Below are 21968 nucleotides of genomic sequence, written 5' to 3'. Positions count from 1 at the left end.
CCAGCCTGTTCGCAAAGCTGGATCCATTCTGGGACAGGCGTCACACCTGGCCATATTGCTGGCCGTGGCGCAGCCAGCGGTCGAGCAGCGGGCTGACATGGTCGGGCCAGCGTGCCAGCAGCGCCTGGGCGGCATCGCGTACCGCCGGCAGCAGGTCGGCGTCACGCATCAGGTCGGCGACCTTGAACTGCAACAGGCCGGTCTGGCGGGTACCGAGCATTTCACCGGGGCCGCGCAGCTCCAGGTCCTTTTCGGCAATGATGAAGCCGTCGTTGGTCTCGCGCATGATCCCCAGGCGTTCGCGGCCGATCTGCGACAACGGTGGGTGATACAACAGCACGCAGTGGCTCACCGCGCTGCCCCGGCCGACCCGGCCGCGCAGCTGGTGCAGCTGGGCCAGGCCCAGGCGCTCGGGGTTCTCGATGATCATCAGGCTGGCGTTGGGCACGTCGACGCCGACCTCGATCACCGTGGTGGCGACCAGCAACTGCAGGTTGCCCTGCTTGAAGTCGGCCATCACCGCGGCCTTTTCTGCCGGTTTCATGCGCCCGTGGATCAGCCCCACGCGCAGCTCGCCCAGGGCACTGCCAAGCTCCTCGAAGGTGCTTTCGGCAGCCTGGCAGGTGAGTTCTTCGGATTCCTCGATCAGCGTGCACACCCAGTAGGCCTGGCGCCCTTCGGCACAGGCGGCGCGGACGCGCTCGACCACCTCGAAGCGGCGGCTGTCGGCGACCAGCACGGTGTTCACCGGGGTGCGGCCGGGCGGCAGCTCGTCGAGCACCGAAGTGTCGAGGTCGGCATAGGCGCTCATGGCCAGGGTCCGCGGGATCGGCGTGGCGGTCATGATCAACTGGTGCGGGCACAGCTGGCCGGCCACGCCTTTCTTGCGCAGGGCCAGGCGCTGCTGCACGCCGAAGCGGTGCTGTTCGTCGATGATCGCCAGGGCCAGGTGCTTGAACTGCACTTCTTCCTGGAACAGCGCGTGGGTGCCGACCACCATCGGCGTACCACCGGCGATCTGTTCCAGGGCGCTGGCGCGGGCCTTGCCCTTGAGCTTGCCGGCCAGCCAGGCGACGTCGATGCCCAGCGGCTCGAGCCAGCGCTTGAAGGTGATGTAGTGCTGTTCGGCGAGGATCTCGGTGGGCGCCATCAGTGCCACCTGGTAGCCGGCCTCAAGGGCCTGCAGCGCGGCGAGGGCAGCGACCACGGTCTTGCCGGCGCCGACATCGCCCTGGACCAGGCGCAGCATCGGTTCGTGCTGGCTCAGGTCGTAGGCGATTTCGTTGGCAACCCGCTGCTGCGCGCCGGTCGGCTTGAAGCCCAGGTTGGCCAGGTATTGCGCCTGCAGGCGCTTGGCCTTGGGCAGCACCGGCGCGCGCAGGCTGCGCAGGCTTTCGCGCAGGCGCTGCTGGGACAGCTGGTGGGTCAGCAGTTCTTCGAAGGCCAGGCGGTGCTGGGCCCAGTGCTGACCTTCGGCGAGTTCGTCGACGTCGGCATCGGCCGGCGGGTTGTGCAGGTAGCGGATGGCATCGTCCAGCGGTGCCAGGTGGTAGTCGCGGGCCAGTTCGTCGGGCAGCCAGTCGGGCAGGCTGCGCGGGCCGAGCATGCCCAGGCTCTGCTGGCACAGCAGGCGCAGGCGCTGCTGGGTCAGGCCTTCGGTGGACGGGTAGATCGGCGTCAGGGTCTGCTCGACCGGGGGCGCGGGCTCATCGCCGTTCAGCGCGCGGTACTCCGGGTGGTAGATTTCCAGGCCCGAGGCGCCGGGGCGGGCTTCGCCGTAGCAGCGCAGGTGGGTGCCACGCTTGAGGCCTTCCTTCTGCGCGTTGCTGAAGTGGTAGAAGCGCAGGCTCAGCACACCGCTGCCGTCACCCAGGCGCACCACAAGGCTGCGGCGCTTGCCCATGGTCACGTCGGCGCCGCTGACCACCCCTTCGATGACCGCGTCCTGGCCCGGGCGCAGCTGGCCGATGGGCACCACGCGGGTGCGGTCCTGGTAGCGCAGGGGCAGGTGGAACAGCACATCCTGCAGGTTCTCCAGGCCGACCTTGGCGAGCTTTTCCGCCATGGCTTCGCCTACGCCCTTGAGCGCGGTGACCGAGACCTTCGACAGCTCAGTCATGGATCAGGCCGGTTGTTCCACGGGCGGCTTGGCCACCGAGCAGAGGCGGATCGAGTCGGCAAGGATCTCGATCGCCTTCGGCCGCGGGAAGCTGGCGCGCCAGGCGATGGCCACGGTGCGGAACGGCGCCGGTGGCGTGAGCGGACGCACTTCGATGACCCCCGGGGCATAGTGGTGGCTGTGCACGGCCGACAACGGCAGGATCGACACGCCAAGGCCCGAGGCGACCATGTGGCGGATGGTTTCCAGCGAGCTGGATTCGACCGTGGTGTGCTTGGCACCGTCGCCGCCCTTGTTCAGCGTCGGGCAGGCTTCCAGGACCTGGTCACGGAAACAGTGGCCCTCGCCGAGCAGCAGCAGGCTCTTGTCATTGAGCATGGCGGTGTCGATGGTCTTCTTCGCCGTCCACGGGTGGTCGGCCGGCATCAGCGCGCAGAAGGGCTCGTCGTACAGCGGCAGGGTCAGCACGTCGGCTTCGTTGAACGGCAGGGCGATGATCACTGCGTCCAGCTCGCCGTTGCGCAGTTTCTCGCGCAGCACGTGGGTGAAGTTCTCTTCGATGTACAGCGGCATCTGCGGCGCCACCCGATGCAACTGCGGGATCAGGTGCGGGAACAGGTAGGGGCCGACGGTATAGATGGCACCGACCTTGAGCGGGGCGGTGAGCTGGTTTTTGCCGGCCTGGGCCAGTTCACGGATGCCCTGGGCCTGCTCCAGCACCTTCTGCGCCTGGGCGACGATGCTTTCGCCGACCGGGGTCAGGCGCACCGCGCTCTTGCTGCGCTCGAAGATCAGCACGCCCAGCTCGTCCTCGAGCTTCTTCACGCCGACCGACAGGGTCGGCTGGCTGACATGGCAGCGCTCGGCGGCGTGGCCGAAGTGCTGCTCTTGAGCGAGCGTGACGATGTAGCGTAATTCTGTGAGGGTCATAACGTGCGTCCATGAAGTTGCGGGCCCAGCATAGCGGCTGCAATCGATAGACGCACGTTATCAGACTTGCCGATTTGTGACAGAAACAAAAGTGTCAGCGGCGGTCCAGGGAGTAGACGAACGGCGCCACCACCTCGATCGTGCCATTGGTCAGCAGCTCCGCTGGCGGTTTCGGTACGGTGCCGGCGCGGCGGATCATTTCCATCGTCGCCCGGTCCAGGGCCGCGCTGCCGGAGCCGCCTGCCATGGCATAGGAAACCACCTTGCCTTCGGCGTCGACCACGAAACGCAGCTTGTTGATACCTTGCAGGCCTCGACGGCGAGCGTCTTCCGGGTAGCGCTTGTACTTCGCCAGGTGGCGCAGCAGGTCGCTCTGCCAGGTCGGCAACGCTTTGCTGTTGGAGGCGATGCTCGGTGCCGGTGCCGCCGATTTCTGCGGTGGCGTGTTGCTTGGCGGCGTGTCGACCACTTCTTCCTTGGCCGGCGGCTCGTCCTTCGGCGGCTCAGGCTTCTTCTCGGGCTTGGGCGGCTGAGGTTTCGGCTTGGGCTTGGGCTTGGCGACGGCGATCTTCGGCTTCGGCGCCTCGACCAGCTTGGGCAGCGGCGGCTCCTCGACCTCGGCCGGTGGCTGGGGTGCGACCTTCGGTGGCGGTGGCGGCGCGGGCTCAGGCAGCGGCGCCAGCTCGACCATCATGGCTGCCGGCGGCAGCTCGATGGCCTGGGGCACCGACCAGTTGAGCGTCAGCAGCACGGCAACCGCGTGCAAGCCCAGCACGATTGCCAGGCTGCCACCGTAGCGCGCCATGTTTGAGCGCGTTTTCGTCATTTCTTGGCTGCCGTCTCGAGACCTACCAGACCGACCTTGAGGTAACCGGCCGCGCGCATGGTGTTCATCACTTCCATCAGGTCACCGTAATCCACGCCCTTGTCGGCCTGGAAGAAGATGGTGGTTTCCTTGTCACCCTTGGTCTTGGCGTCGAGCATCTGGCCAAGCTGTTCGGGGGCTGCCACCTGATCGTCGCCGACGTACAGCTTCTGGTCGGTCTTGACGCTGACGAACACCGGTTTCTCCGGCCTCGGCGCCGGCTTGGCGGTCGAGGCCGGCAGGTCGACCTTGATGTCGACCGTGGCCAGGGGGGCGGCGACCATGAAGATGATCAGCAGCACCAGCATCACGTCGATGAACGGCGTAACGTTGATTTCGTGGTTTTCGGCGAGGTCGTCGCCACCTTCGTTGAGATGCAGGCCCATGGCTTACCCCACTTTCACCATGTGCGGGGCGGCGCGCTCGCCACCCTGGTGGTCCAGGTCACGGCTGACCAGCAGCAGTACCTGGGCGGAGGCGTCGGACACCTGTGCCTTGTAGCCGGCGATGGAGCGGGCGAAGACGTTGTAGATGACCACGGCCGGGATCGCCGCGACCAGGCCCAGGGCGGTGGCCAGCAGGGCTTCGGCGATACCTGGGGCTACCACGGCCAGGTTGGTGGTCTGGGTCTTGGCGATGCCGATGAAGCTGTTCATGATGCCCCATACGGTACCGAACAGGCCGACGAATGGAGCGGTCGAACCAATGGTGGCCAGCACGCCGGTGCCGTTGCTCATGCTGCGGCCGCTGGCGGCTACCAGGCGCTCCAGGCGGAAGCTGACGCGTTCCTTGATGCCTTCCTTCTCGCGGGCGTTGGCCGACAGGCGCATCTCTTCGAGGGCATCGTGGACCAGGGTGTGGGCCAGGGTGCCTTCTTTATTGGAGACTTCGCTGGCTTCTTTCAGGCTCACCGACTGTTTCAGTGCGGCGATTTCGCCCCGCAGGCGACGCTTGGCGCCCATCAGCTCGAAGCCTTTGGCGATCCAGATGGTCCAGGTGATGATCGACGCGATGGCCAGGCCGATCATCACGATCTTCACGATGATGTCGGCGTTCTTGTACATGCCCCATGGGGACAGGTCGTGGGCCATGCCCAGCGAGGTGTCTTCAACCAGTTCCTGGACGGCCGGGTCGGCAGCGGCAGGTGCGTCGACCGGGGTAGCGGCCTGGCCTTCGGCGGCGGGTGCCGGGGTGGCAGCCGGGCTGGCCGGGGCGCTGGCGGCGGCCGTGGTGGCGGCATTGGCGTTGGGCTCATCGGCCATGGCCAGCGGGGCCAGCACCAGGCTGAACATCAGCGCGGCGATGGCGCGCCAGGCGCGCGACGGGGTTGGCGAAGCGGAAGGTTGAGTACGTGTCATGCTGGCCGGACCTGATGAAGAAGAAAGTGTGCGTTCTCCAAGGCCTCGAAATAGGCCGAGAACAGATAGGGGTGCCATTATTGCAAGTAATTCTTGTTAACAAAAGTAATCTTGTTGCTTTTTTCACCTGTGGTCTAGCCGTCCATCGTCCAATGCGGCTAGCCTGATCCTTTGGTCTAGGAGTTTAGAGATGTCAGGCCTTTCTGCAGTAATTGTGGGTTGCGGTGATGTAGGCGGCCGTCTGGCCCGCCAGTTGCTGGCCAAAGGCTGGCAAGTGAGTGGCCTGCGCCGCTCGGTGGGGCAGTTGCCCGAGGGTGTCGCCCCCATCGCTGCCGACCTTGCCGACCCTGCCATTCCACCGTCCTGGCCGCAGCGTTCGCCGGACTACCTGGTGTACTGCGTGGCCGCCAGCCAGCATGACGAAGCCGGTTACCAGAGCGCCTACGTCGAGGGTTTGCGCCATGTGCTGGGCTGGCTGGCCGAGCGCGGCCAGCGCCCGCGTCGGTTGCTGTTCGTTTCCAGCAGCAGTGTGTTCGCGCAGCAGGACGGGGCGTGGATCGACGAAACGGCGGCCACCGAGCCTGAGGGCTATTCCGGGCGGGTGATGCTCGAAGCCGAAGGCCTGGCCTTGGCGAGCGGCATCCCGGCCAGCGTGATCCGCCTGACCGGGATCTATGGGCCGGGCCGGGAGTGGCTGCTGAGCCAGGTGCGCCAGGGGTATCGGGTGGCCGAGGAGCCGCCGCTGTACGGCAACCGGATTCATGCCGAGGATGCGGCCAGCTTGATGGCCTTCCTGTTGCAGGCCGATGCCGACGGCGCGGCGCTGGAGGACTGCTATATCGGTGTCGACGACGACCCCGCGCCGCTGGCCGACGTGGTGGCCTGGCTGCGGGAGTACATGGGGGTTACCGAGTGGTCCGATGAGCAGCGCGTGCGCCGTACCGGCAGCAAGCGTTGCAGCAATGCCCGGGTGCGGGCGTTGGGCTGGGCGCCGGTGTATCCGAGCTACAAGCAAGGCTATGCGGCGATTCTGGCAGGCAAGCGCTGATCCATAAGCCTGCGCGGTGTTCTTTTTCGGGAGCAACTGTCTTGCTCGGAATCTGAAAAGCCTGCGCGGTCCCCTGTGGGAGCGGGCTTGCCCGCGAACAGGGGCGAAGCCCGTGCCATCCACCGCGTTGTCTGCTTCGCGGGTAAACCCGCTCCCACAGGGATGGCACTCGGATTGACGAGAGGCGTCAGTCCCGCTCCAGCACCCACTGCCGCGCACCGGCGACCAGTTGCGGAATCTCGTCCGGCTGGGCGGTATTCACTGCCTTGAAGATGGTCAGCGTGTCGCCATCGCGCTTGAAGATGAACGGCGCACCCCGTTGATCGCGCTCCAGCCACATGCTGTCGTTGTCGCCGGCCATGTTGCGACAGTCACCCCCCATGCACAGCGCGTAGTAGGCAGGCCCTGGAAGGCCGGTAACGCTGCTGTTGTCATTGAAGTGCACCGTGGCGCCCACGCCCTGGCCTTCGGTGATCTTCCACGATCCTCCGAGGTAGGCTTGATACAGCGCTTTTCTGAAGGTGCTGCCCAAAGGCTGGACGGTGCCCGCAGGCTCAGCTGCCTTGGGTTTGACGAAGACCAGTTGGTTGCCGTCATAGGTGGTGAAGTGCAGTTCGTCACCCTTCAGTTTCAGCTGTTCCTTGCCGGAACTGTCGACGAATCGAAGGGTGTCGTCCGCAGGGCTGAGGCGACCACTGACGTGTTCGAAGGAATCGTGCAGGTAAGTGGCCTGCTGGCCTTGGTTGTCGATCTGTATCTCGGACACTGCGCCTTGCGCAGAAAGTGTCTCGAGCACTTTGCCACTTTTGACGGTGGCATCGATGGCGTCCTGGTTGATCCAGGTTCCAGCGTAGTCTTGGGGTTTGTGGTTGGCGCAGCCGCCCAGAAGCAGGCCTGCCAGCGCGAGGAGCAGTGCTTGACGCATGAGGGGATAACCTTGCAGGGGGAGGGTGACGGGCAGGGCGCCCGTCACCAGGGGCATCATTCGATGACCAGGATGGCGTCCATTTCGACCTGGGCGCCTTTAGGCAGCGCGGCGACGCCGATGGCGGCGCGGGCCGGGTACGGCTGCTCGAAGTAGCGACCCATCACTTCGTTGACCTTGGCGAAGTGGCTCAGGTCGGTGAGGAAGATGTTCAGCTTGACGATGTCCTTGAACGAACCGCCAGCGGCTTCTGCCACGGCCTTGAGGTTCTCGAACACCTGAACGGTCTGGGCTTCGAAGCCTTCGACCAGTTCCATGGTCTTCGGGTCGAGCGGAATCTGCCCCGACATGTACACGGTGTTGCCGGCCTTGATCGCCTGGGAGTAGGTGCCGATAGCGGCAGGGGCCTTGTCGCTGTTGATGACGGTCTTGCTCATGATGACTCCTTGCGGTTGGCGGACTACGTACGCATGCGGGTGATGCGGACCACGCCGGTCAGGGTACGCAGCTTCTTGATCACACGCGCCAGGTGCACGCGGTCGTGCACGCTGACCACCAGTTGGACCACGCTGATACGGCCGTCGCGTTCGTCCATGCTGATCTTCTCGATGTTGCCGTCGGCAGCGTTGACGCTGCTGGCCAGCAGCGCGATCAGGCCGCGCTGGTGTTCGAGTTCCACGCGCAACTCTACATTGAATTCGCCGGTGATGTCCTTGGCCCAGGAGAGCTGTACGCACTTCTCCGGGTTGTGTCGGATTTCACTGATGTTGCGGCAGTTTTCCAGGTGCACGACCATGCCCTTGCCGGCCGACAGGTGGCCGACGATCGGGTCACCCGGGATCGGCGTGCAGCACTTGGCGTAGCTCAGTACCAGACCTTCGGTGCCGCGGATGGCCAGCGGGCCTTCCGCCGCCGGCAACTGCTCGCCTTCGGCCGACAGCAGGCGGCGGGCGACCACGTAGGCCATGCGATTGCCCAGGCCGATGTCTTCGAGCAGGTCTTCGATCAGTTCCAGGCGGTACTCGGCGAGAATGCCCTGGATGCGCTCCTGGGGAATCTTCTCCAGGCTGCTGTCGAAGCCGGTGAGCACCTTGTTCAGCAGGCGCTCGCCAAGGTTGATCGACTCGGAACGGCGCTGCTGCTTGAGCGCGTGACGGATGTGCGTGCGCGCCTTGCCGGTGACCACGAAGTTGAGCCAGGCCGGGTTCGGCCGGGCGCCCGGGGCACTGACGATCTCCACCGTCGAACCGCTCTGCAGCGGCTCGGACAACGGCGCCAGGCGGCGGTTGATGCGGCAGGCGATGCAGCTGTTGCCGACGTCGGTGTGCACCGCATAGGCGAAGTCGACGGCGGTGGAGCCTTTGGGCAGCTCCATGATCCGGCCCTTGGGCGTGAACACGTAGACCTCGTCCGGGAACAGGTCGATCTTCACGCTCTCGATGAATTCCAGCGAGTTGCCGGCGCGCTGCTGCAGCTCGAGGATGCCCTTGACCCACTGCCGTGCGCGGGCATGGCTGCCCTTGGGCTGCTCGTCCTCGTTGGACTTGTACAGCCAGTGCGCGGCGATGCCGTTGTTGGCCATCTCTTCCATCTCGCGGGTGCGGATCTGGATCTCGATGGGTACGCCGTGCATGCCGAACAGCGTGGTGTGCAACGACTGGTAGCCGTTGGCCTTGGGGATCGCGATGTAGTCCTTGAAGCGGCCGGGCAGCGGCTTGTACAGGTTGTGCACGGCGCCGAGCACGCGGTAGCAGGTGTCGACCTTGTCGACGATGATGCGGAAGGCGTACACGTCCATGATCTCGTTGAAGGCGCGGCGCTTGCCGCGCATCTTCTTGTAGATGCCATAGAGGTGTTTCTGCCGGCCGCTGACCTCGCCCTCGATGCCGTCGGCGGCCAGGCAGTTGGCCAGCGAGTGCTCGATCTTGGCGACGATCTCCTTGCGGTTGCCGCGCGCGCTCTTCACCGCCCGGTGGATCAGCGACGAGCGCATCGGGTGCATGGCCTTGAAGCCGAGGTCCTCGAACTCCACGCGCACGGTGTGCATCCCCAGGCGGTTGGCGATGGGGGCGTAGATCTCGAGGGTTTCCTTGGCGATGCGCCGGCGCTTTTCGCCGGACAGCACTTCCAGGGTGCGCATGTTGTGCAGGCGGTCGGCCAGCTTGACCAGGATCACGCGGATATCGCGGGCCATGGCCATGGCCATCTTCTGGAAGTTCTCGGCCTGCGCCTCGGCCTTGGTCTCGAAGTTCATCTGGGTCAGCTTGCTGACCCCGTCGACCAGTTCGGCCACGGTCTCGCCAAACTGCTGGCAGAGGGCTTCCTTGGCGATGCCGGTGTCTTCGATCACGTCGTGCAGCATGGCCGCCATCAGGCTCTGATGGTCCATGTGCATGTCGGCGAGGATGCTGGCCACGGCCAGCGGATGGGTCACGTAGGGCTCGCCGCTGCGGCGGCGCTGCCCGTCGTGTGCCTGTTCGGCATAGAAATAGGCGCGGCGAACCAGGTTGACCTGTTCGGGGCCCAGGTAGGTCGACAGCCGTTCGGCTAAGGCTTCTATGCCCGGCATGGTTTCACCTCTTGCCGAGGAAGAAGGCCTTGTGCCGCGCGACGTCGACAGGGCATCGATCAGACAGCCTCGTTGGACTCGTCCTCGAACGCGGCGAAGACCGGATCCTCGGTGACGATCTCTTCGGCGGCGATGAACTCAGGGGTGACGATACCTTCGGCGATTTCGCGCAGGGCGACCACGGTCGGTTTGTCGTTTTCCCACGCTACGCGCGGCTCTTTGCCGCCGGTAGCCAGCTGACGGGCGCGCTTGGTCGAGAGCATGACCAGCTCAAAACGGTTATCCACGTGTTCCAGGCAGTCTTCAACAGTTACGCGGGCCATGGTCTTCCTCAGTAGCAAATGCGGTAGGCGTGCGCCCAGTATGGGCAGGCGGACTCGATAGTTTAAAAAATCACCAGCCAATAGGGAAGCGCTGTTTTGTCGGCTATCTCGTCAGGCCTGGGTATCTCTGCACTCTGTGGGAGCGGGTTTGCCCGCGAAAGGGCCGCAGCAGACGCCCTCGCTGCATGATCCCGACGATAACCTCAGAGCATCGCATCCCGCAACCGCGGCGTCAGTTCCTCGAACAATGTCTGCACCGAGCGCAGTGCCCGGCAATCCGGGCGGGTCAGCAGCCACAATTGGGTATCGCACCCCGGCAGCGGCCCGCTCAAGGCCTCGACGCCCGGCAGCGCATCCACCATATAGTCCGGCAACGCCGCCACCCCCAGGCCGGTGCTCACCAGCTGGGCGATGGTCGACATGCCGCTGCACTGATAGCGCGGGCTCAGCCCCGGATACTGCTGGTTGCGCCAGACCACCGTGGGGTGGTCCTGCATCGAGTCGTCCGGGGCGATCCACGGCACGCTGCCCGCCGCCTCGTCCAGGCGCGCGCGCCACTGCGGCTGGCCGCAGATCACGTAGGAAGTAGAGCCCAGGCAGCGGCCGACCAGGTGTTCCGGCGGCGTGTTGGTCAGGCGCAGGGCGATGTCGGCATCGCGCCGGCTGAGGTTGGCGAAGGTGTTGGAGGTGCCCATCTCCAGCGACAGCGCCGGGTAGTTGGGCATGAACGCCGCCAGCGCCGGCAGCAGCAGGCTGTGCATCACCGCTTCGGTGCAGGTCAGGCGCACGGTGCCGCTGACCACCTGCTCGCCGCTGGTCATGGCGATGCGTGCGGCCTCCAGCGCCTGCTCGGCGCGTTCGGCCTGTTCGGCCAGGGCCTGGGCGGTGTCGGTCGGCAGGTAGCCCTTGCGGCTCTTGACGAACAGCGCGGTGCCGAGCGCCGACTCCAGCCGCCGGATCGAACGGAACACGGTCGAGACGTCGACCTTGAGCAGTTCCGCGGCCTTGGCCAGCGAGCGACCGCGCTCCAGTGCCAGGACCAGGGAGAGGTCGGCGTGGGTAATCTGATATTGCATTGGTGCACGCTCTGCTTGCCGAATTGCCAATGTCTGTTGCGTCAGGGCCATTTTATAGTGAAACGGCCCCCGGGAATCAATGCGCCCGGTCGGGTAACCAATCCCCACGATGGGAAAGTGAAAAGAACAACAGCTGCAACCATCGTCGCCCGTGAGGCGCCAGCCGTATCCCCCACATCGCCGCAGCAAATCATAGGATGTAAGCCATGACGTCGGTCACCCCGTGCGCCAGTACTTCCAGCGAGATGAATGACTTCCTTCAGGCCCATCCGGATACGCAGTACGTCGACCTGCTGATCTCCGACATGAACGGCGTGGTACGCGGCAAGCGCATCGAGCGGGCCAGCCTGCACAAGGTGTACGAGAAGGGCATCAACCTGCCGGCGTCGCTGTTCGCCCTCGACATCAACGGCTCCACCGTGGAAAGCACCGGCCTGGGCCTGGACATCGGCGACGCCGACCGCATCTGTTACCCGATCGCCGGCAGCCTCTCCAATGAGCCCTGGCAGAAGCGCCCGACCGCGCAGTTGCTGATGACCATGCACGAGATCGAAGGCGAGCCGTTCTTCGCCGACCCGCGCGAGGTGCTGCGCCAGGTGGTGAGCAAGTTCGACGCCCTGGGCCTGGACATCTGCGCCGCGTTCGAGCTGGAGTTCTACCTGATCGACCAGGACAACCTCAACGGCCGCCCGCAACCGCCACGCTCGCCAATCTCCGGCAAGCGCCCGCAGTCGACCCAGGTGTACCTGATCGACGACCTCGACGAATACGCCGACTGCCTGCAGGACATGCTCGAAGCGGCCAAGGAGCAGGGCCTGCCGGCCGACGCCATCGTCAAGGAAAGCGCCCCGGCGCAGTTCGAGGTCAACCTGCACCACGTGGCCGACCCGCTGAAGGCCTGCGACTACGCGATCCTGCTCAAGCGCCTGATCAAGAACGTCGCCTACGACCATGAAATGGACACCACCTTCATGGCCAAGCCCTACCCGGGCCAGGCCGGCAACGGCCTGCACGTGCACATCTCGCTGCTCGACAAGAAGACCGGCAAGAACATCTTCGCCAGTGACGACCCGCTGCAAAGCGACGCCCTGCGCCATGCCGTCGGCGGCGTACTGGAAACCATGCCGGCGTCGATGGCCTTCCTCTGCCCGAACATCAACTCCTACCGCCGCTTCGGCGCGCAGTTCTACGTGCCGAACGCGCCGAGCTGGGGCCTGGACAACCGCACCGTGGCCGTGCGCGTGCCGACCGACAGCAGCGACAACGTGCGCATCGAGCACCGCGTCGCCGGCGCCGACGCCAACCCGTACCTGATGCTGGCGGCGATCCTCGCCGGTATCCACCACGGCCTGACCGGCAAGGTCGAGCCGCCTGCACCGATCGAAGGCAACTCCTACGAGCAGCTGGAACAGAGCCTGCCGAACAACCTGCGCGATGCCCTGCGCGCGCTGGATGACAGCGAAGTCCTCAACCAATACATCAGTCCGGACTACATCGATATCTTCGTGGCCTGCAAGGAAAGCGAGCTGGCCGAGTTCGAAGTGTCGATTTCCGACCTCGAGTACAACTGGTACCTGCACACGGTGTAAGCCCATGAGCGCAACTGCGGTCCCCTTGATCGGTGTCAGCGCCTGCCGCCAGCAGGTGGGGAAGAACTCGTCGCACACGGTGGGCGACAAGTATGTGGAGGCCGCGGGCTTTGCCGGGTTGCCGCTGATCCTGCCGGCCCGCGACGGCGGCAGCGACCCGCAGGCGCTGCTGGCCCAGCTCGACGGCATTGTTTTTACCGGCTCGCCTTCAAATGTCGAGCCGCATCATTACAATGGCGCTCCCAGCGCCGACGGCACCCGCCACGACCTGGCGCGTGACCGCCTGACCCTGCCGTTGCTGCAGGCGGCCATCGCTGCCGGCGTGCCGGTGCTGTGCATCTGCCGGGGCTTCCAGGAACTGAACGTGGCCCTGGGCGGCAGCTTGCACCAGCGCGTGCACGAACTGCCCGGCTACCTGGACCATCGCGAACCCGAAGAGGCACCCCTGGAGGTGCAGTATGGCCCTCGCCATCCCGTCAGCATTGCGCCTGGCGGGTTGTTCGAGCGGCTGGGTCTGGCTGCGCAGTTCGAGGTCAACTCGCTGCACAGTCAGGGCATCGACCGCCTGGCCCCGGGCCTGCGGGTCGAGGCACGGGCCCCGGATGGCCTGATCGAGGCGGTGTCGATGCCTGACGCGCCGGGCTTCGTGCTCGGCGTGCAGTGGCACCCGGAATGGCGTTTCGCCGACAACCCGGTCTCGCTGCGCCTGTTCCAGGCGTTCCGCGAGGCCTGCATTGCCCATGCTGCACGGGAGGCCTGACCGCAAGTCAGCCGAAAGTCCGGGATGACCTACCCCCGGCAGCGCGCTTTCAATGAGTGGAAGCAGGCCCTGGGTACGGGGCCTGTGAAAACAATTCCAATAGTTACGGCACAAACTCATGAGCAATTACACAGAAGCCGGCCGCCCACCCGACGTGGCCGACTCGGGCAGCACTCAGCGCAGCAAAGGCCTGGCCAAGGGCCGTCTTGGCCTGCTGGCCAGCGTGGTGCTGGGCATTTCCACCATCGCCCCGGTCTACACCCTGACCGGCGCCCTCGGCCCGACCGTGCGTGAGGTCGGTGCGCATCTTCCCGCCGTGTTCATCGTTGGCTTCCTGCCGATGCTGCTGGTCGCCCTGGGCTACCGCGAGCTGAACTCGGCCGAGCCGGACAGCGGCACCTCCTTTACCTGGTCGGCCCGCGCCTTCGGCCCGATGATCGGCTGGATCGGCGGCTGGGGGCTGGTGGTCGCCACCACCATCGTGCTGTCCAACCTGGCCGGCGTGGCCGTCGATTTCTTCTACCTGTTCCTCAGCCAGATCACCGGCCAGCACGAACTGGCGGCCCTGGCCGACAACCTGTTGGTGAACATCACCACCTGTTGCGTGTTCATCGCCCTGGCGGTGTGGATCTGCTGCCGCGGCATGGCCACCACCATGACCGTGCAGTACGGCCTGGTGGCGTTGCAGTTGCTGGTGCTGCTGGGCTTTGCCTTCGCCGCCTTCGGCGGCACCACTGCGCCGCCGCCGCTGGAATTCGATTTCGCCTGGTTCAACCCGTTCGGCGTCGAGTCGTTCTCGGCCTTTGCCGCCGGGCTGTCGTTGTCGATCTTCATTTTCTGGGGCTGGGACGTGTGCCTGACCGTCAGCGAAGAGTCGATCGGCAGCGACGAGGTGCCGGGCAAGGCCGCCACCTGGACCGTGCTGCTGATCCTCGGCCTGTACCTGGTCACCGCCATCGCCACCCTGCAGTTCGCCGGCATCAGCGAGCATGGCCTGGGCCTGAACAACCCGCGCATCCAGGAAAACGTCTTTGCCCACCTGGCCGGGCCGGTGATGGGGCCGCTGGCGATCCTGATGTCCATCGCCGTGCTGGCCAGCACGGCGGCCTCGCTGCAGTCGACCTTCGTGTCGCCGGCGCGCACGCTGCTTGCCATGGGCTACTACGGTGCGGTGCCGCAGAAGTTCGCCAGCGTCTGCCCGCGCTCGCAGACGCCGCGCTACGCGACCATCTGCGCCGGCGTGGCGGCCGGGGTGTTCTACGTGACCATGCGCACCCTGAGCGAGAACGTGCTGGCCGACACCATCACTGCGCTGGGCATGATGATCTGCTTCTACTATTCGCTGACGGCGTTCGCCTGCGTGTGGTACTTCCGCGACAGCCTGTTCGGCAGCCTGCGCCACTTCTTCATGCGCGGCCTGTGCCCGCTGGTGGGTGGGGTGATCCTGTCGGTGATCTTCGTGCGCACGGCGATCGACAGCGCCTCGCCGGACTTCGGCAGCGGTTCGCACGTGGCAGGGCTGGGGCTGGTGTTCGTGATTGCAGCGATCATTTCGGCACTGGGGATCGTGCTGATGATGATTTCGCGGATGCGGGCGCCGGCTTATTTCCTGGGGGCGACCCTGCGTCAGCAGGCTACCCTGCCACTTCAGGAATAGCCTTTCGAGCCATTCGCGGGTAAACCCGCTCCCACAGGTTCGGCGCTGGTCTTGAATGCGCCGCAATCCCTGTGGGAGCGGGTTTACCCGCGAATTCTTCAGCCGATCAATTGCTTCAGCAGGATCTCGTGGCGCTGCTGTTGCTTCTTAAGTAGCAACCGGTTGGCCACGAACACCGCCTTCAATTCCTCCAGCGCCACGGCGAAGTCGTCATTGATGATGACGTACTCATACTCGTCGTAATGCTCCATCTCGCTGACCGCTTCCTTCATGCGCCCGGCGATGATCTCCTCGCTGTCCTGGCCACGGCCATCCAGACGCTCGCGCAGGGCCTGCTGGCTCGGCGGCAGAATGAACACCGAACGTGCCTCGGGCATCAGCTTGCGCACCTGCTGGGCGCCTTGCCAGTCGATTTCCAGAATCAGGTCGTTGCCCTGGTCCAGCACTTCTTGCAGCGCGCTGCGCGAAGTGCCGTAGAAATTGCCGAACACCTCGGCGTGCTCGAGGAAGTCACCCTGGGCGATCAGCCCCTTGAAATCGTCATGGCTGACGAAGTGGTAGTTCACGCCGTGTTCCTCACCCGGGCGCATGGCGCGGGTGGTGTGCGAGACCGAGACGCTGACGCGCGGGTCGGCCTTGATCAGGGCGGTGACCAGGCTGGTCTTGCCGGCGCCGGAGGGAGCCGAAACGATGTAGAGGGTGCCGCTGCTTTGATTCATGGTGGGGGTGGCCTTACTCGATGTTCTGTACTTGTTCACGCATCTGCTCGATCAACACCTTCAGGTTGACCGCCGCTTGCGTGCTGCGCGGGTCGAAGGCCTTGGAGCCCAGGGTGTTGGCTTCGCGGTTGAGTTCCTGCATGAGGAAATCCAGGCGCCGGCCGGCGGCGCCGCCGGACTTGAGCACCCGGCGCACTTCGTTGACGTGGGTGCTGAGGCGGTCGAGTTCCTCGGCAACGTCGCTCTTCTGTGCCAGCAGGACCATTTCCTGCTCCAGGCGCTGGGGGTCGAGTTCGGCCTTGAGGTCGCCGAAGCGGTCGAGGATCTTCTGCCGCTGGGCCGCGAGCATCTGCGGCACCAGGGCGCGCAGGGTGGTGACCTCGCTGGCCATGCTGTCCAGGCGCTCGTTGATCAGTCGGGCCAGTTCCTGGCCTTCGCGCAGGCGCCCGGCCTTGAGTTCGCCCAGGGCTTCGTCGAACAGCGCCACGGCTTCGGCGTTGAGGGCCTGCGGGTCGCTGGCGTCGGCCACCAGCACGCCCGGCCAGGACAGCACTTCCAGCGGGTTGAGCGCGGCGGGCTGCTTGATCAGCCCGGCCACTTCCTCGGCGGCGGCGACCAGCTGCGCGGCGCGCTCGCGGTCGACCTTGAGCGGCTTGCCGCTGCTGTCTTCGTGCAGGCGCAGGGTGCATTCGACCTTGCCGCGCGACAGGCCCTGGCGCAGGCCTTCGCGCACGGCGCCTTCGAGGTCGCGCAGGGCATCGGGCAAGCGCAGGTGCGGCTCGAGGTAACGGTGGTTGACCGAGCGCAGTTCCCAGACCAGGGTGCCTTGGCTGCCGGCGCGCTCGACACGCGCAAAAGCGGTCATGCTGTGCACCATGGAAAGTACCTCGCGTAAAAGAAGGGAAGGCGCGGGATTGTAGCGCAGTGCGCCCGTGGCGCCCAATCCGCCCATGTTACAGAGCGTGGGCGCGCGGGTGGGAAAAGGCGACAGGCTGCCGGGGGCGCGACAATAGGCATGTCCACCTCGGGCGACGGGCCCTATAATGGCGGTCAGATTCAAAGTCCCAGTACAGGTATCCCAGATGAAACGTCCAAGTGGTCGCGCCGCCGATCAGCTCCGCTCGATCCGCATCACCCGCAACTACACCAAGCACGCCGAAGGGTCGGTACTGGTCGAGTTCGGTGACACCAAGGTCATCTGCACGGTCAGCGTCGAAAACGGCGTGCCGCGCTTCCTCAAAGGCCAGGGCCAAGGCTGGCTGACCGCCGAGTACGGCATGCTGCCGCGTTCCACCGGCGAGCGTAACCAGCGCGAAGCCAGCCGTGGCAAGCAAGGCGGCCGCACCCTGGAAATCCAGCGCCTGATCGGCCGCTCGCTGCGCGCCGCGCTGGACATGAGCAAGCTCGGCGACATCACCCTGTACATCGACTGCGACGTGATCCAGGCCGATGGCGGCACCCGCACCGCGTCCATCACTGGTGCCATGGTCGCCCTGTGCGATGCCCTGGCGGTGATCAAGAAGCGCGGCGGCCTGAAGGCCGGCAACCCGCTCAAGCACATGATCGCTGCCGTTTCGGTGGGTATGTATCAGGGCGAAGCCGTGCTCGACCTGGACTACCTGGAAGACTCGGCTGCCGAGACCGATCTGAACGTGGTGATGACCAGCGCCGGTGGTTTCATCGAAGTGCAGGGCACCGCCGAAGGCGCGCCGTTCCAGCCTGCAGACTTCAACGCCATGCTGGCGCTGGCGCAGAAGGGCATGACTGAAATCTTCGAACTGCAGAACGCTGCCCTGGCCGACTGACTTCGATCTGATCTGATAAAGCTGGGGCCGCTTTGCGGCCCTTTCGCGACACAAGGCCGCTCCTACAAGAGATCGCGTCCGTATGGACCCATGCGATTACCTGTAGGAGCGGCCTTGTGTCGCGAAAGGGGCGCGAAGCGGCCCCAATGCTTTTAGATGGTCAACGTCCAGTCGTAGTCGACGATCAGCGGCGCATGCTGGGAGAAGCGCGGCTGACGCGGCAGGCGGGCGTTGCGCACGAAGCGGCGCAGGCCCGGGGTGAGGATCTGGTAGTCGAACCGGTAGCCCAGGTTGAGCATCTCGGCCTGTTCGTTGTCCGGCCACCAGCTGTACTGGTCGCCTTCACGGCTGACTTCGCGCAGGGCATCGACGTAGCCCATGTCGCCGGTGATCGCGTCCATCCAGGCGCGCTCGGGCGGCAGGAAGCCCGGCGACTGCTGGCTGTCACGCCAGTTCTTGATGTCGAGCTTCTGCTGCGCCACGTAGAACGAGCCGCAATAGATGTATTCGCGACGCTTGCGACGCTGCTTGTCCAGGTACTTGGCGAAGTCGTCCATCAACTTGAACTTCTGGTTCAAGTCTTCGTCGCCGTTCATGCCCGAAGGCAGCAGCAGGCTGGCAATACTGACTTTGTCGAAATCTGCTTGCAGATAACGCCCGTAGCGGTCGGCTGTCTCGAAGCCCAGGCCGGTGATGACTGCCTTGGGCTGCATGCGCGAGTAGAGTGCCACGCCACCTTGGGCGGGCACCTCCGCGTCGCAGGCATAAAGGAAATAGCCATCGAGCTGGAAAGCTGGGTCATCGAGTTCAAAGGCCGAGGCGCGGGTATCCTGAAGGCAGATGACGTCGGCATTCTGGGCTTGCAACCAGCTGAGCAATCCACGCTCGGCTGCAGCCTGAATGCCATTCACGTTCACACTGATGATCCGCATAAATGGCCCCAAAAATCTCGTGCGTGTATGATACCCGAGCTCAACCCATTTAGCTAAATCCGTGGTGTCCGGGACCTTACATGCAGCCGTATCAGCGCGACTTCATCCGTTTTGCCATCGACCGCGGCGTGCTGCGCTTCGGTGAATTCACCCTGAAATCGGGGCGTACCAGCCCGTATTTCTTCAATGCCGGCCTGTTCAACACCGGTTCCGCCCTGGCCGAGCTGGGCCGCTGCTATGCCGCAGCCATCGTCGACAGCAAGATCCCGTTCGACGTGCTGTTCGGCCCGGCCTACAAGGGCATTCCACTGGCGGCAACCACTGCCGTCGCCCTGGCCGATCAGCATCAGCTCGACGTGCCATGGTGCTTCAACCGCAAGGAAGCCAAGGATCACGGCGAAGGCGGCAGCCTGGTGGGTGCGCCGCTGGCCGGTGAAGTGCTTATCATCGATGACGTGATCACCGCCGGTACCGCCATCCGCGAGGTCATGCAGATCATCAACGCCCAGCAGGCCAAGGCCGCCGGCGTGCTGATCGCGCTGAACCGCGAAGAGCGCGGCAACGGCGAGCTGTCGGCCATCCAGGAAGTGGAGCGTGACTTCGGTATCCCAGTGGTGAGCATCGTGTCGCTGACCCAGGTGCTGGAGTTCCTGGCGGACGACCCGCAGCTCAAGCAGCACCTGCCGGCCGTTGAGGCCTATCGGGCGCAATACGGGATCTGATCCTGGCCTGGAAATGAAAAAGGCGACCTTCGGTGAAGGTCGCCTTTTTTGTATCGCCTGTTCCGGCCCTTTCGCGGGTAAACCCGCTCCCACAGGGTCTTCACCAACCTTGAAGGTGGTGCTGTACCTGTGGGAGCGGGTTTACCCGCGAAGAGGCCGGCACAGGTATCAGTGACGCTTGCGGTTGCTGATCAGGGTGCCCACGCCGCTGTCGGTGAAGATCTCCAGCAGCACCGCGTTCGGCACGCGGCCGTCGACGATGTGCGAGGTGGTCACGCCGCCCTGCACCGCATCCAGCGCGCACTTGATCTTCGGCAGCATGCCGCCGTAGATGGTGCCGTCGGCGATCAGCTCGTTGACCTGCTCGGTGGTCAGGCCGGTCAGCACCTTGCCTTCCTTGTCCATCAGGCCGGCGATGTTGGTCAGCAGCATCAGCTTCTCAGCCTTCAGCGCTTCGGCCACCTTGCCGGCCACCAGGTCGGCGTTGATGTTGTACGACTCGCCGTTGGCGCCCACGCCGATCGGCGCGATCACCGGGATGAAATCGCCCTTCACCAGCATGTTCAGCAGGTCGGTGTTGACGCTCACCACTTCGCCGACGTGGCCGATGTCGATGATTTCCGGCTGGGTCATCTCCGGGGTCTGGCGGCTGACGGTGAGCTTCTTCGCGCGAATCAGCTCGGCGTCCTTGCCGGTCAGGCCGATGGCGCTGCCGCCGTGGCGGTTGATCAGGTTGACGATGTCCTTGTTGACCTGGCCGCCGAGGACCATTTCCACCACGTCCATGGTCGCCGCGTCGGTGACGCGCATGCCATCGATGAAGTGGCTTTCGATCGACAGGCGCTTGAGCAGGTCACCGATTTGCGGGCCGCCACCGTGCACGACCACCGGGTTGATGCCCACGGCCTTCATCAGCACGATGTCCCGGGCAAAGCCGGTCTTGAGCTCTTCGCTCTCCATCGCGTTGCCGCCGTACTTGATCACCAGGGTCTTGCCGACAAAGCGGCGGATGTAAGGCAGTGCTTCGGACAAAACCTCGGCTACATGGGAAGCGGCATCGCGATCGAGGGTCATGCAGGGCTCCTGTAAGGAACAGATAGTCGGTCAGAACGGCAGTTGCAGCTCAGGGGCAACCCGCAGCAACTGGACACGGAAAACATCCTTGATACGTTGCAACTCGGCGGCGCTTTCGGCCTCGAAACGCAGCACCAGCACCGGTGTGGTGTTGGAGGCGCGGACCAGGCCCCAGCCGCTGGCGTAGTCGACCCGCACACCGTCGATGGTGGTCAGGCTGGCTTCGCCCCAGTCGGCGTCGCGTTGCAGTGCATCAATGATGCTGAATTTACCCTCGTCGGTCACATCAATGTTGATTTCCGGCGTGGAAATATCGTTCGGGAAGGCGGCGAACAGCTCTTCGGCGCTCTGCGAAGCCTTGCTGAGGATCTCCAGCAGGCGCGCGGCGCTGTAGATGCCGTCGTCGAAACCGTACCAGCGTTCCTTGATGAAGATGTGGCCGCTCATCTCGCCAGCCAGCAGCGAGCCGGTCTGCTTCATCTTCTTCTTGATCAGCGAGTGGCCGGTCTTCCACATCAGCGCGCGGCCGCCGTGCTGTTCGATCAGCGGCGTCAGGCGCCGGGTGCACTTGACGTCGAAGATGATCTCGGCGCCCGGGTTGCGCGCCAGCACGTCCTGGGCGAACAGCATCAGCAGGCGGTCAGGGTAGACGATGCTGCCGGTATTGGTCACCACGCCCACGCGGTCGCCGTCGCCGTCGAAGGCCAGGCCGATGTCGGCGCCGGTTTCCCTGACCTTGGCGATCAGGTCTTCGAGGTTTTCCGGCTTGCCCGGGTCCGGGTGGTGGTTGGGGAAGTTGCCGTCCACCTCGCAGAACAGCGGGATGACCTCGCAGCCCAGGGCTTCGATCAGTTGCGGCGCGACCACGCCGGCGGCGCCGTTGCCGCAGTCGACCACCACCTTGAGCTTCTTCGCAAGCTTCACGTCACCGACGATCTGCTGGAAGTAGCGCTCGAGGATCTCGACCTTCTGCACGCTGCCTTGGCCGCGTGGCACGTCGTCGGTCTTCAGGCGGGTCAGCAGGGCCTGGATCTGCTCGTTGGCCAGGGTGTCGCCGGCGATGACGATCTTGAAGCCGTTGTAGTCCGACGGGTTGTGGCTGCCGGTGAGCATCACCCCCGACTTGCCGGCCAGCACGTTGGCGGCGAAGTACAGCGCCGGGGTCGGCACCAGGCCGACGTCGCTGACCTGGCAACCGGCGTCGACCAGGCCCTGGATCAGCTGTTCGACCAGCATCGGGCCGGACAGGCGACCATCACGGCCGACGGAAATCTGCGGTTCGCCCTGGGCGAGGGTCTGCGCGCCGATGGCGCGGCCGATCCAGTAGGCGGTTTCGCCATGCAGCGTCTTGCCGACCACGCCACGGATGTCATAGGCGCGGAAGATGCTCTCGGGCAGTGCGGGGACCAGGTGGGCCATGTCGTTCATCTCTGGAGCTCCATTTAGTCAAAGGCTTTCTGGGCAGGCGCAAACTGAACGCTTGGACGGTGCAATCGC

Annotated in this window: 20 protein-coding genes and 1 pseudogene; 6 read left to right on the top strand and 15 right to left on the bottom strand. The window is 65.0% G+C overall.

All coding sequences use genetic code 11. The features are described 5' to 3' along the window. Positions 1–40 precede the first annotated feature (40 nt). From recG to exbB, 5 genes are all read right to left on the bottom strand, one after another. Positions 41–2119 (bottom strand): ATP-dependent DNA helicase RecG, encoded by a 2079-nt coding sequence (gene recG, locus ACIP21_RS06385; RefSeq protein ID WP_400685285.1) that lies wholly within the window; start codon positions 2117–2119, stop codon positions 41–43. Between the two features lie 3 nt (positions 2120–2122). Further along, complete coding sequence (locus ACIP21_RS06380) at positions 2123–3049, bottom strand: hydrogen peroxide-inducible genes activator (protein ID WP_027917036.1); 927 nt, start codon at positions 3047–3049, stop codon at positions 2123–2125. Positions 3050–3143: 94 nt separating this feature from the next. Beyond that, positions 3144–3875 (bottom strand): energy transducer TonB, encoded by a 732-nt coding sequence (locus ACIP21_RS06375; RefSeq protein WP_400685281.1) that lies wholly within the window; start codon positions 3873–3875, stop codon positions 3144–3146. Next, on the bottom strand, positions 3872–4300 hold the full coding sequence (exbD, locus tag ACIP21_RS06370) for a TonB system transport protein ExbD (RefSeq protein WP_400685279.1): 429 nt from the start codon (positions 4298–4300) through the stop codon (positions 3872–3874). The genes ACIP21_RS06375 and exbD overlap by 4 nt, the downstream gene beginning before the upstream one ends. Positions 4301–4303: 3 nt before the next feature. Further along, the gene (gene exbB, locus ACIP21_RS06365) at positions 4304–5272 is read right to left on the bottom strand and encodes a tonB-system energizer ExbB (protein ID WP_400685277.1); all 969 of its coding nucleotides are present in this window, start codon (positions 5270–5272) and stop codon (positions 4304–4306) included. A 190-nt stretch (positions 5273–5462) separates the two neighbouring features. Between exbB and ACIP21_RS06360 the strand changes: the two genes are divergently transcribed. Then, positions 5463–6320 carry an SDR family oxidoreductase gene (locus ACIP21_RS06360; protein ID WP_400685274.1) on the top strand — a complete coding sequence of 286 codons (858 nt, stop codon included), beginning with the start codon at positions 5463–5465 and terminating at the stop codon, positions 6318–6320. A gap of 187 nt (positions 6321–6507) precedes the next feature. Here the strand turns inward: ACIP21_RS06360 and ACIP21_RS06355 are convergent, their stop codons facing one another. From ACIP21_RS06355 to ACIP21_RS06335, 5 genes are all read right to left on the bottom strand, one after another. Further along, positions 6508–7245 (bottom strand): hypothetical protein, encoded by a 738-nt coding sequence (locus ACIP21_RS06355; RefSeq protein WP_400685879.1) that lies wholly within the window; start codon positions 7243–7245, stop codon positions 6508–6510. A 56-nt stretch (positions 7246–7301) separates the two neighbouring features. Continuing rightward, entirely contained in the window at positions 7302–7682 is a 381-nt protein-coding gene (locus ACIP21_RS06350) for a RidA family protein (RefSeq protein WP_009684531.1), read from the bottom strand. A gap of 23 nt (positions 7683–7705) precedes the next feature. Then, positions 7706–9814, bottom strand: coding sequence for a bifunctional GTP diphosphokinase/guanosine-3',5'-bis pyrophosphate 3'-pyrophosphohydrolase (gene spoT, locus ACIP21_RS06345; protein WP_400685272.1), 2109 nt, complete (start codon positions 9812–9814; stop codon positions 7706–7708). Positions 9815–9873: 59 nt separating this feature from the next. Continuing rightward, positions 9874–10137, bottom strand: coding sequence for a DNA-directed RNA polymerase subunit omega (gene rpoZ, locus ACIP21_RS06340; protein WP_016394025.1), 264 nt, complete (start codon positions 10135–10137; stop codon positions 9874–9876). A 203-nt stretch (positions 10138–10340) separates the two neighbouring features. Continuing rightward, complete coding sequence (locus tag ACIP21_RS06335) at positions 10341–11213, bottom strand: LysR family transcriptional regulator (RefSeq protein ID WP_400685270.1); 873 nt, start codon at positions 11211–11213, stop codon at positions 10341–10343. A gap of 206 nt (positions 11214–11419) precedes the next feature. On the opposite strand from ACIP21_RS06335, the gene ACIP21_RS06330 reads away from it, so the two are divergent. From ACIP21_RS06330 to ACIP21_RS06320, 3 genes are all read left to right on the top strand, one after another. Continuing rightward, a complete protein-coding gene (locus tag ACIP21_RS06330; RefSeq protein ID WP_400685268.1) occupies positions 11420–12802 on the top strand; it encodes a glutamine synthetase family protein in 1383 nt (460 codons plus the stop codon). Positions 12803–12806: 4 nt separating this feature from the next. Beyond that, positions 12807–13562, top strand: coding sequence for a gamma-glutamyl-gamma-aminobutyrate hydrolase family protein (locus ACIP21_RS06325; RefSeq protein WP_400685265.1), 756 nt, complete (start codon positions 12807–12809; stop codon positions 13560–13562). Positions 13563–13680: 118 nt separating this feature from the next. Continuing rightward, positions 13681–15219, top strand: a complete 1539-nt coding sequence (locus ACIP21_RS06320) for an APC family permease (protein ID WP_400685262.1) — start codon at positions 13681–13683, stop codon at positions 15217–15219. A gap of 98 nt (positions 15220–15317) precedes the next feature. On the opposite strand, the gene gmk is transcribed toward ACIP21_RS06320, so the two are convergent. Beyond that, entirely contained in the window at positions 15318–15938 is a 621-nt protein-coding gene (gene gmk / locus ACIP21_RS06315) for a guanylate kinase (protein ID WP_400685260.1), read from the bottom strand. A 13-nt stretch (positions 15939–15951) separates the two neighbouring features. Further along, positions 15952–16815 (bottom strand): YicC/YloC family endoribonuclease, encoded by an 864-nt coding sequence (locus ACIP21_RS06310; RefSeq protein ID WP_400685258.1) that lies wholly within the window; start codon positions 16813–16815, stop codon positions 15952–15954. A 205-nt stretch (positions 16816–17020) separates the two neighbouring features. On the opposite strand from ACIP21_RS06310, the gene rph reads away from it, so the two are divergent. Then, positions 17021–17743 carry a ribonuclease PH gene (gene rph / locus ACIP21_RS06305; RefSeq protein WP_400685255.1) on the top strand — a complete coding sequence of 241 codons (723 nt, stop codon included), beginning with the start codon at positions 17021–17023 and terminating at the stop codon, positions 17741–17743. A 152-nt stretch (positions 17744–17895) separates the two neighbouring features. Here the strand turns inward: rph and ACIP21_RS06300 are convergent, their stop codons facing one another. After that, a complete protein-coding gene (locus ACIP21_RS06300; protein WP_008091582.1) occupies positions 17896–18675 on the bottom strand; it encodes an exodeoxyribonuclease III in 780 nt (259 codons plus the stop codon). An 80-nt stretch (positions 18676–18755) separates the two neighbouring features. On the opposite strand from ACIP21_RS06300, the gene pyrE reads away from it, so the two are divergent. Then, entirely contained in the window at positions 18756–19397 is a 642-nt protein-coding gene (gene pyrE / locus ACIP21_RS06295) for an orotate phosphoribosyltransferase (protein WP_014861506.1), read from the top strand. 168 nt (positions 19398–19565) lie between these two features. On the opposite strand, the gene argB is transcribed toward pyrE, so the two are convergent. Continuing rightward, on the bottom strand, positions 19566–20471 hold the full coding sequence (gene argB, locus ACIP21_RS06290) for an acetylglutamate kinase (protein ID WP_400685252.1): 906 nt from the start codon (positions 20469–20471) through the stop codon (positions 19566–19568). Positions 20472–20501: 30 nt separating this feature from the next. Beyond that, a pseudogene (locus tag ACIP21_RS06285) lies at positions 20502–21875 on the bottom strand (phosphomannomutase/phosphoglucomutase); the annotation flags it as partial. Between the last annotated feature and the right edge of the window lie 93 nt (positions 21876–21968).

Source organism: Pseudomonas sp. NPDC089401 (assembly GCF_044749485.1).
GTDB lineage: Bacteria > Pseudomonadota > Gammaproteobacteria > Pseudomonadales > Pseudomonadaceae > Aquipseudomonas.
The sequence above is the reverse complement of the archived record's forward strand: the minus strand, read 5'-3'. Positions and strand labels throughout refer to the sequence as shown.

What these genes read in the sequence shown, in the direction of transcription:
- ACIP21_RS06360 (WP_400685274.1), top strand. Translation starts at nt 5,463, where the DNA reads ATGTCAGGCCTTTCTGCAGTAATTGTGGGTTGCGGTGATGTAGGCGGC.
- exbB (WP_400685277.1), bottom strand. Translation starts at nt 5,272, where the DNA reads ATGACACGTACTCAACCTTCCGCTTCGCCAACCCCGTCGCGCGCCTGG.
- rpoZ (WP_016394025.1), bottom strand. Translation starts at nt 10,137, where the DNA reads ATGGCCCGCGTAACTGTTGAAGACTGCCTGGAACACGTGGATAACCGT.
- ACIP21_RS06350 (WP_009684531.1), bottom strand. Translation starts at nt 7,682, where the DNA reads ATGAGCAAGACCGTCATCAACAGCGACAAGGCCCCTGCCGCTATCGGC.
- recG (WP_400685285.1), bottom strand. Translation starts at nt 2,119, where the DNA reads ATGACTGAGCTGTCGAAGGTCTCGGTCACCGCGCTCAAGGGCGTAGGC.
- ACIP21_RS06330 (WP_400685268.1), top strand. Translation starts at nt 11,420, where the DNA reads ATGACGTCGGTCACCCCGTGCGCCAGTACTTCCAGCGAGATGAATGAC.
- ACIP21_RS06310 (WP_400685258.1), bottom strand. Translation starts at nt 16,815, where the DNA reads ATGGTGCACAGCATGACCGCTTTTGCGCGTGTCGAGCGCGCCGGCAGC.
- ACIP21_RS06380 (WP_027917036.1), bottom strand. Translation starts at nt 3,049, where the DNA reads ATGACCCTCACAGAATTACGCTACATCGTCACGCTCGCTCAAGAGCAG.
- ACIP21_RS06325 (WP_400685265.1), top strand. Translation starts at nt 12,807, where the DNA reads ATGAGCGCAACTGCGGTCCCCTTGATCGGTGTCAGCGCCTGCCGCCAG.
- ACIP21_RS06320 (WP_400685262.1), top strand. Translation starts at nt 13,681, where the DNA reads ATGAGCAATTACACAGAAGCCGGCCGCCCACCCGACGTGGCCGACTCG.
- rph (WP_400685255.1), top strand. Translation starts at nt 17,021, where the DNA reads ATGAAACGTCCAAGTGGTCGCGCCGCCGATCAGCTCCGCTCGATCCGC.
- ACIP21_RS06375 (WP_400685281.1), bottom strand. Translation starts at nt 3,875, where the DNA reads ATGACGAAAACGCGCTCAAACATGGCGCGCTACGGTGGCAGCCTGGCA.
- pyrE (WP_014861506.1), top strand. Translation starts at nt 18,756, where the DNA reads ATGCAGCCGTATCAGCGCGACTTCATCCGTTTTGCCATCGACCGCGGC.
- argB (WP_400685252.1), bottom strand. Translation starts at nt 20,471, where the DNA reads ATGACCCTCGATCGCGATGCCGCTTCCCATGTAGCCGAGGTTTTGTCC.
- gmk (WP_400685260.1), bottom strand. Translation starts at nt 15,938, where the DNA reads ATGAATCAAAGCAGCGGCACCCTCTACATCGTTTCGGCTCCCTCCGGC.
- ACIP21_RS06355 (WP_400685879.1), bottom strand. Translation starts at nt 7,245, where the DNA reads ATGCGTCAAGCACTGCTCCTCGCGCTGGCAGGCCTGCTTCTGGGCGGC.
- spoT (WP_400685272.1), bottom strand. Translation starts at nt 9,814, where the DNA reads ATGCCGGGCATAGAAGCCTTAGCCGAACGGCTGTCGACCTACCTGGGC.
- ACIP21_RS06335 (WP_400685270.1), bottom strand. Translation starts at nt 11,213, where the DNA reads ATGCAATATCAGATTACCCACGCCGACCTCTCCCTGGTCCTGGCACTG.
- exbD (WP_400685279.1), bottom strand. Translation starts at nt 4,300, where the DNA reads ATGGGCCTGCATCTCAACGAAGGTGGCGACGACCTCGCCGAAAACCAC.
- ACIP21_RS06300 (WP_008091582.1), bottom strand. Translation starts at nt 18,675, where the DNA reads ATGCGGATCATCAGTGTGAACGTGAATGGCATTCAGGCTGCAGCCGAG.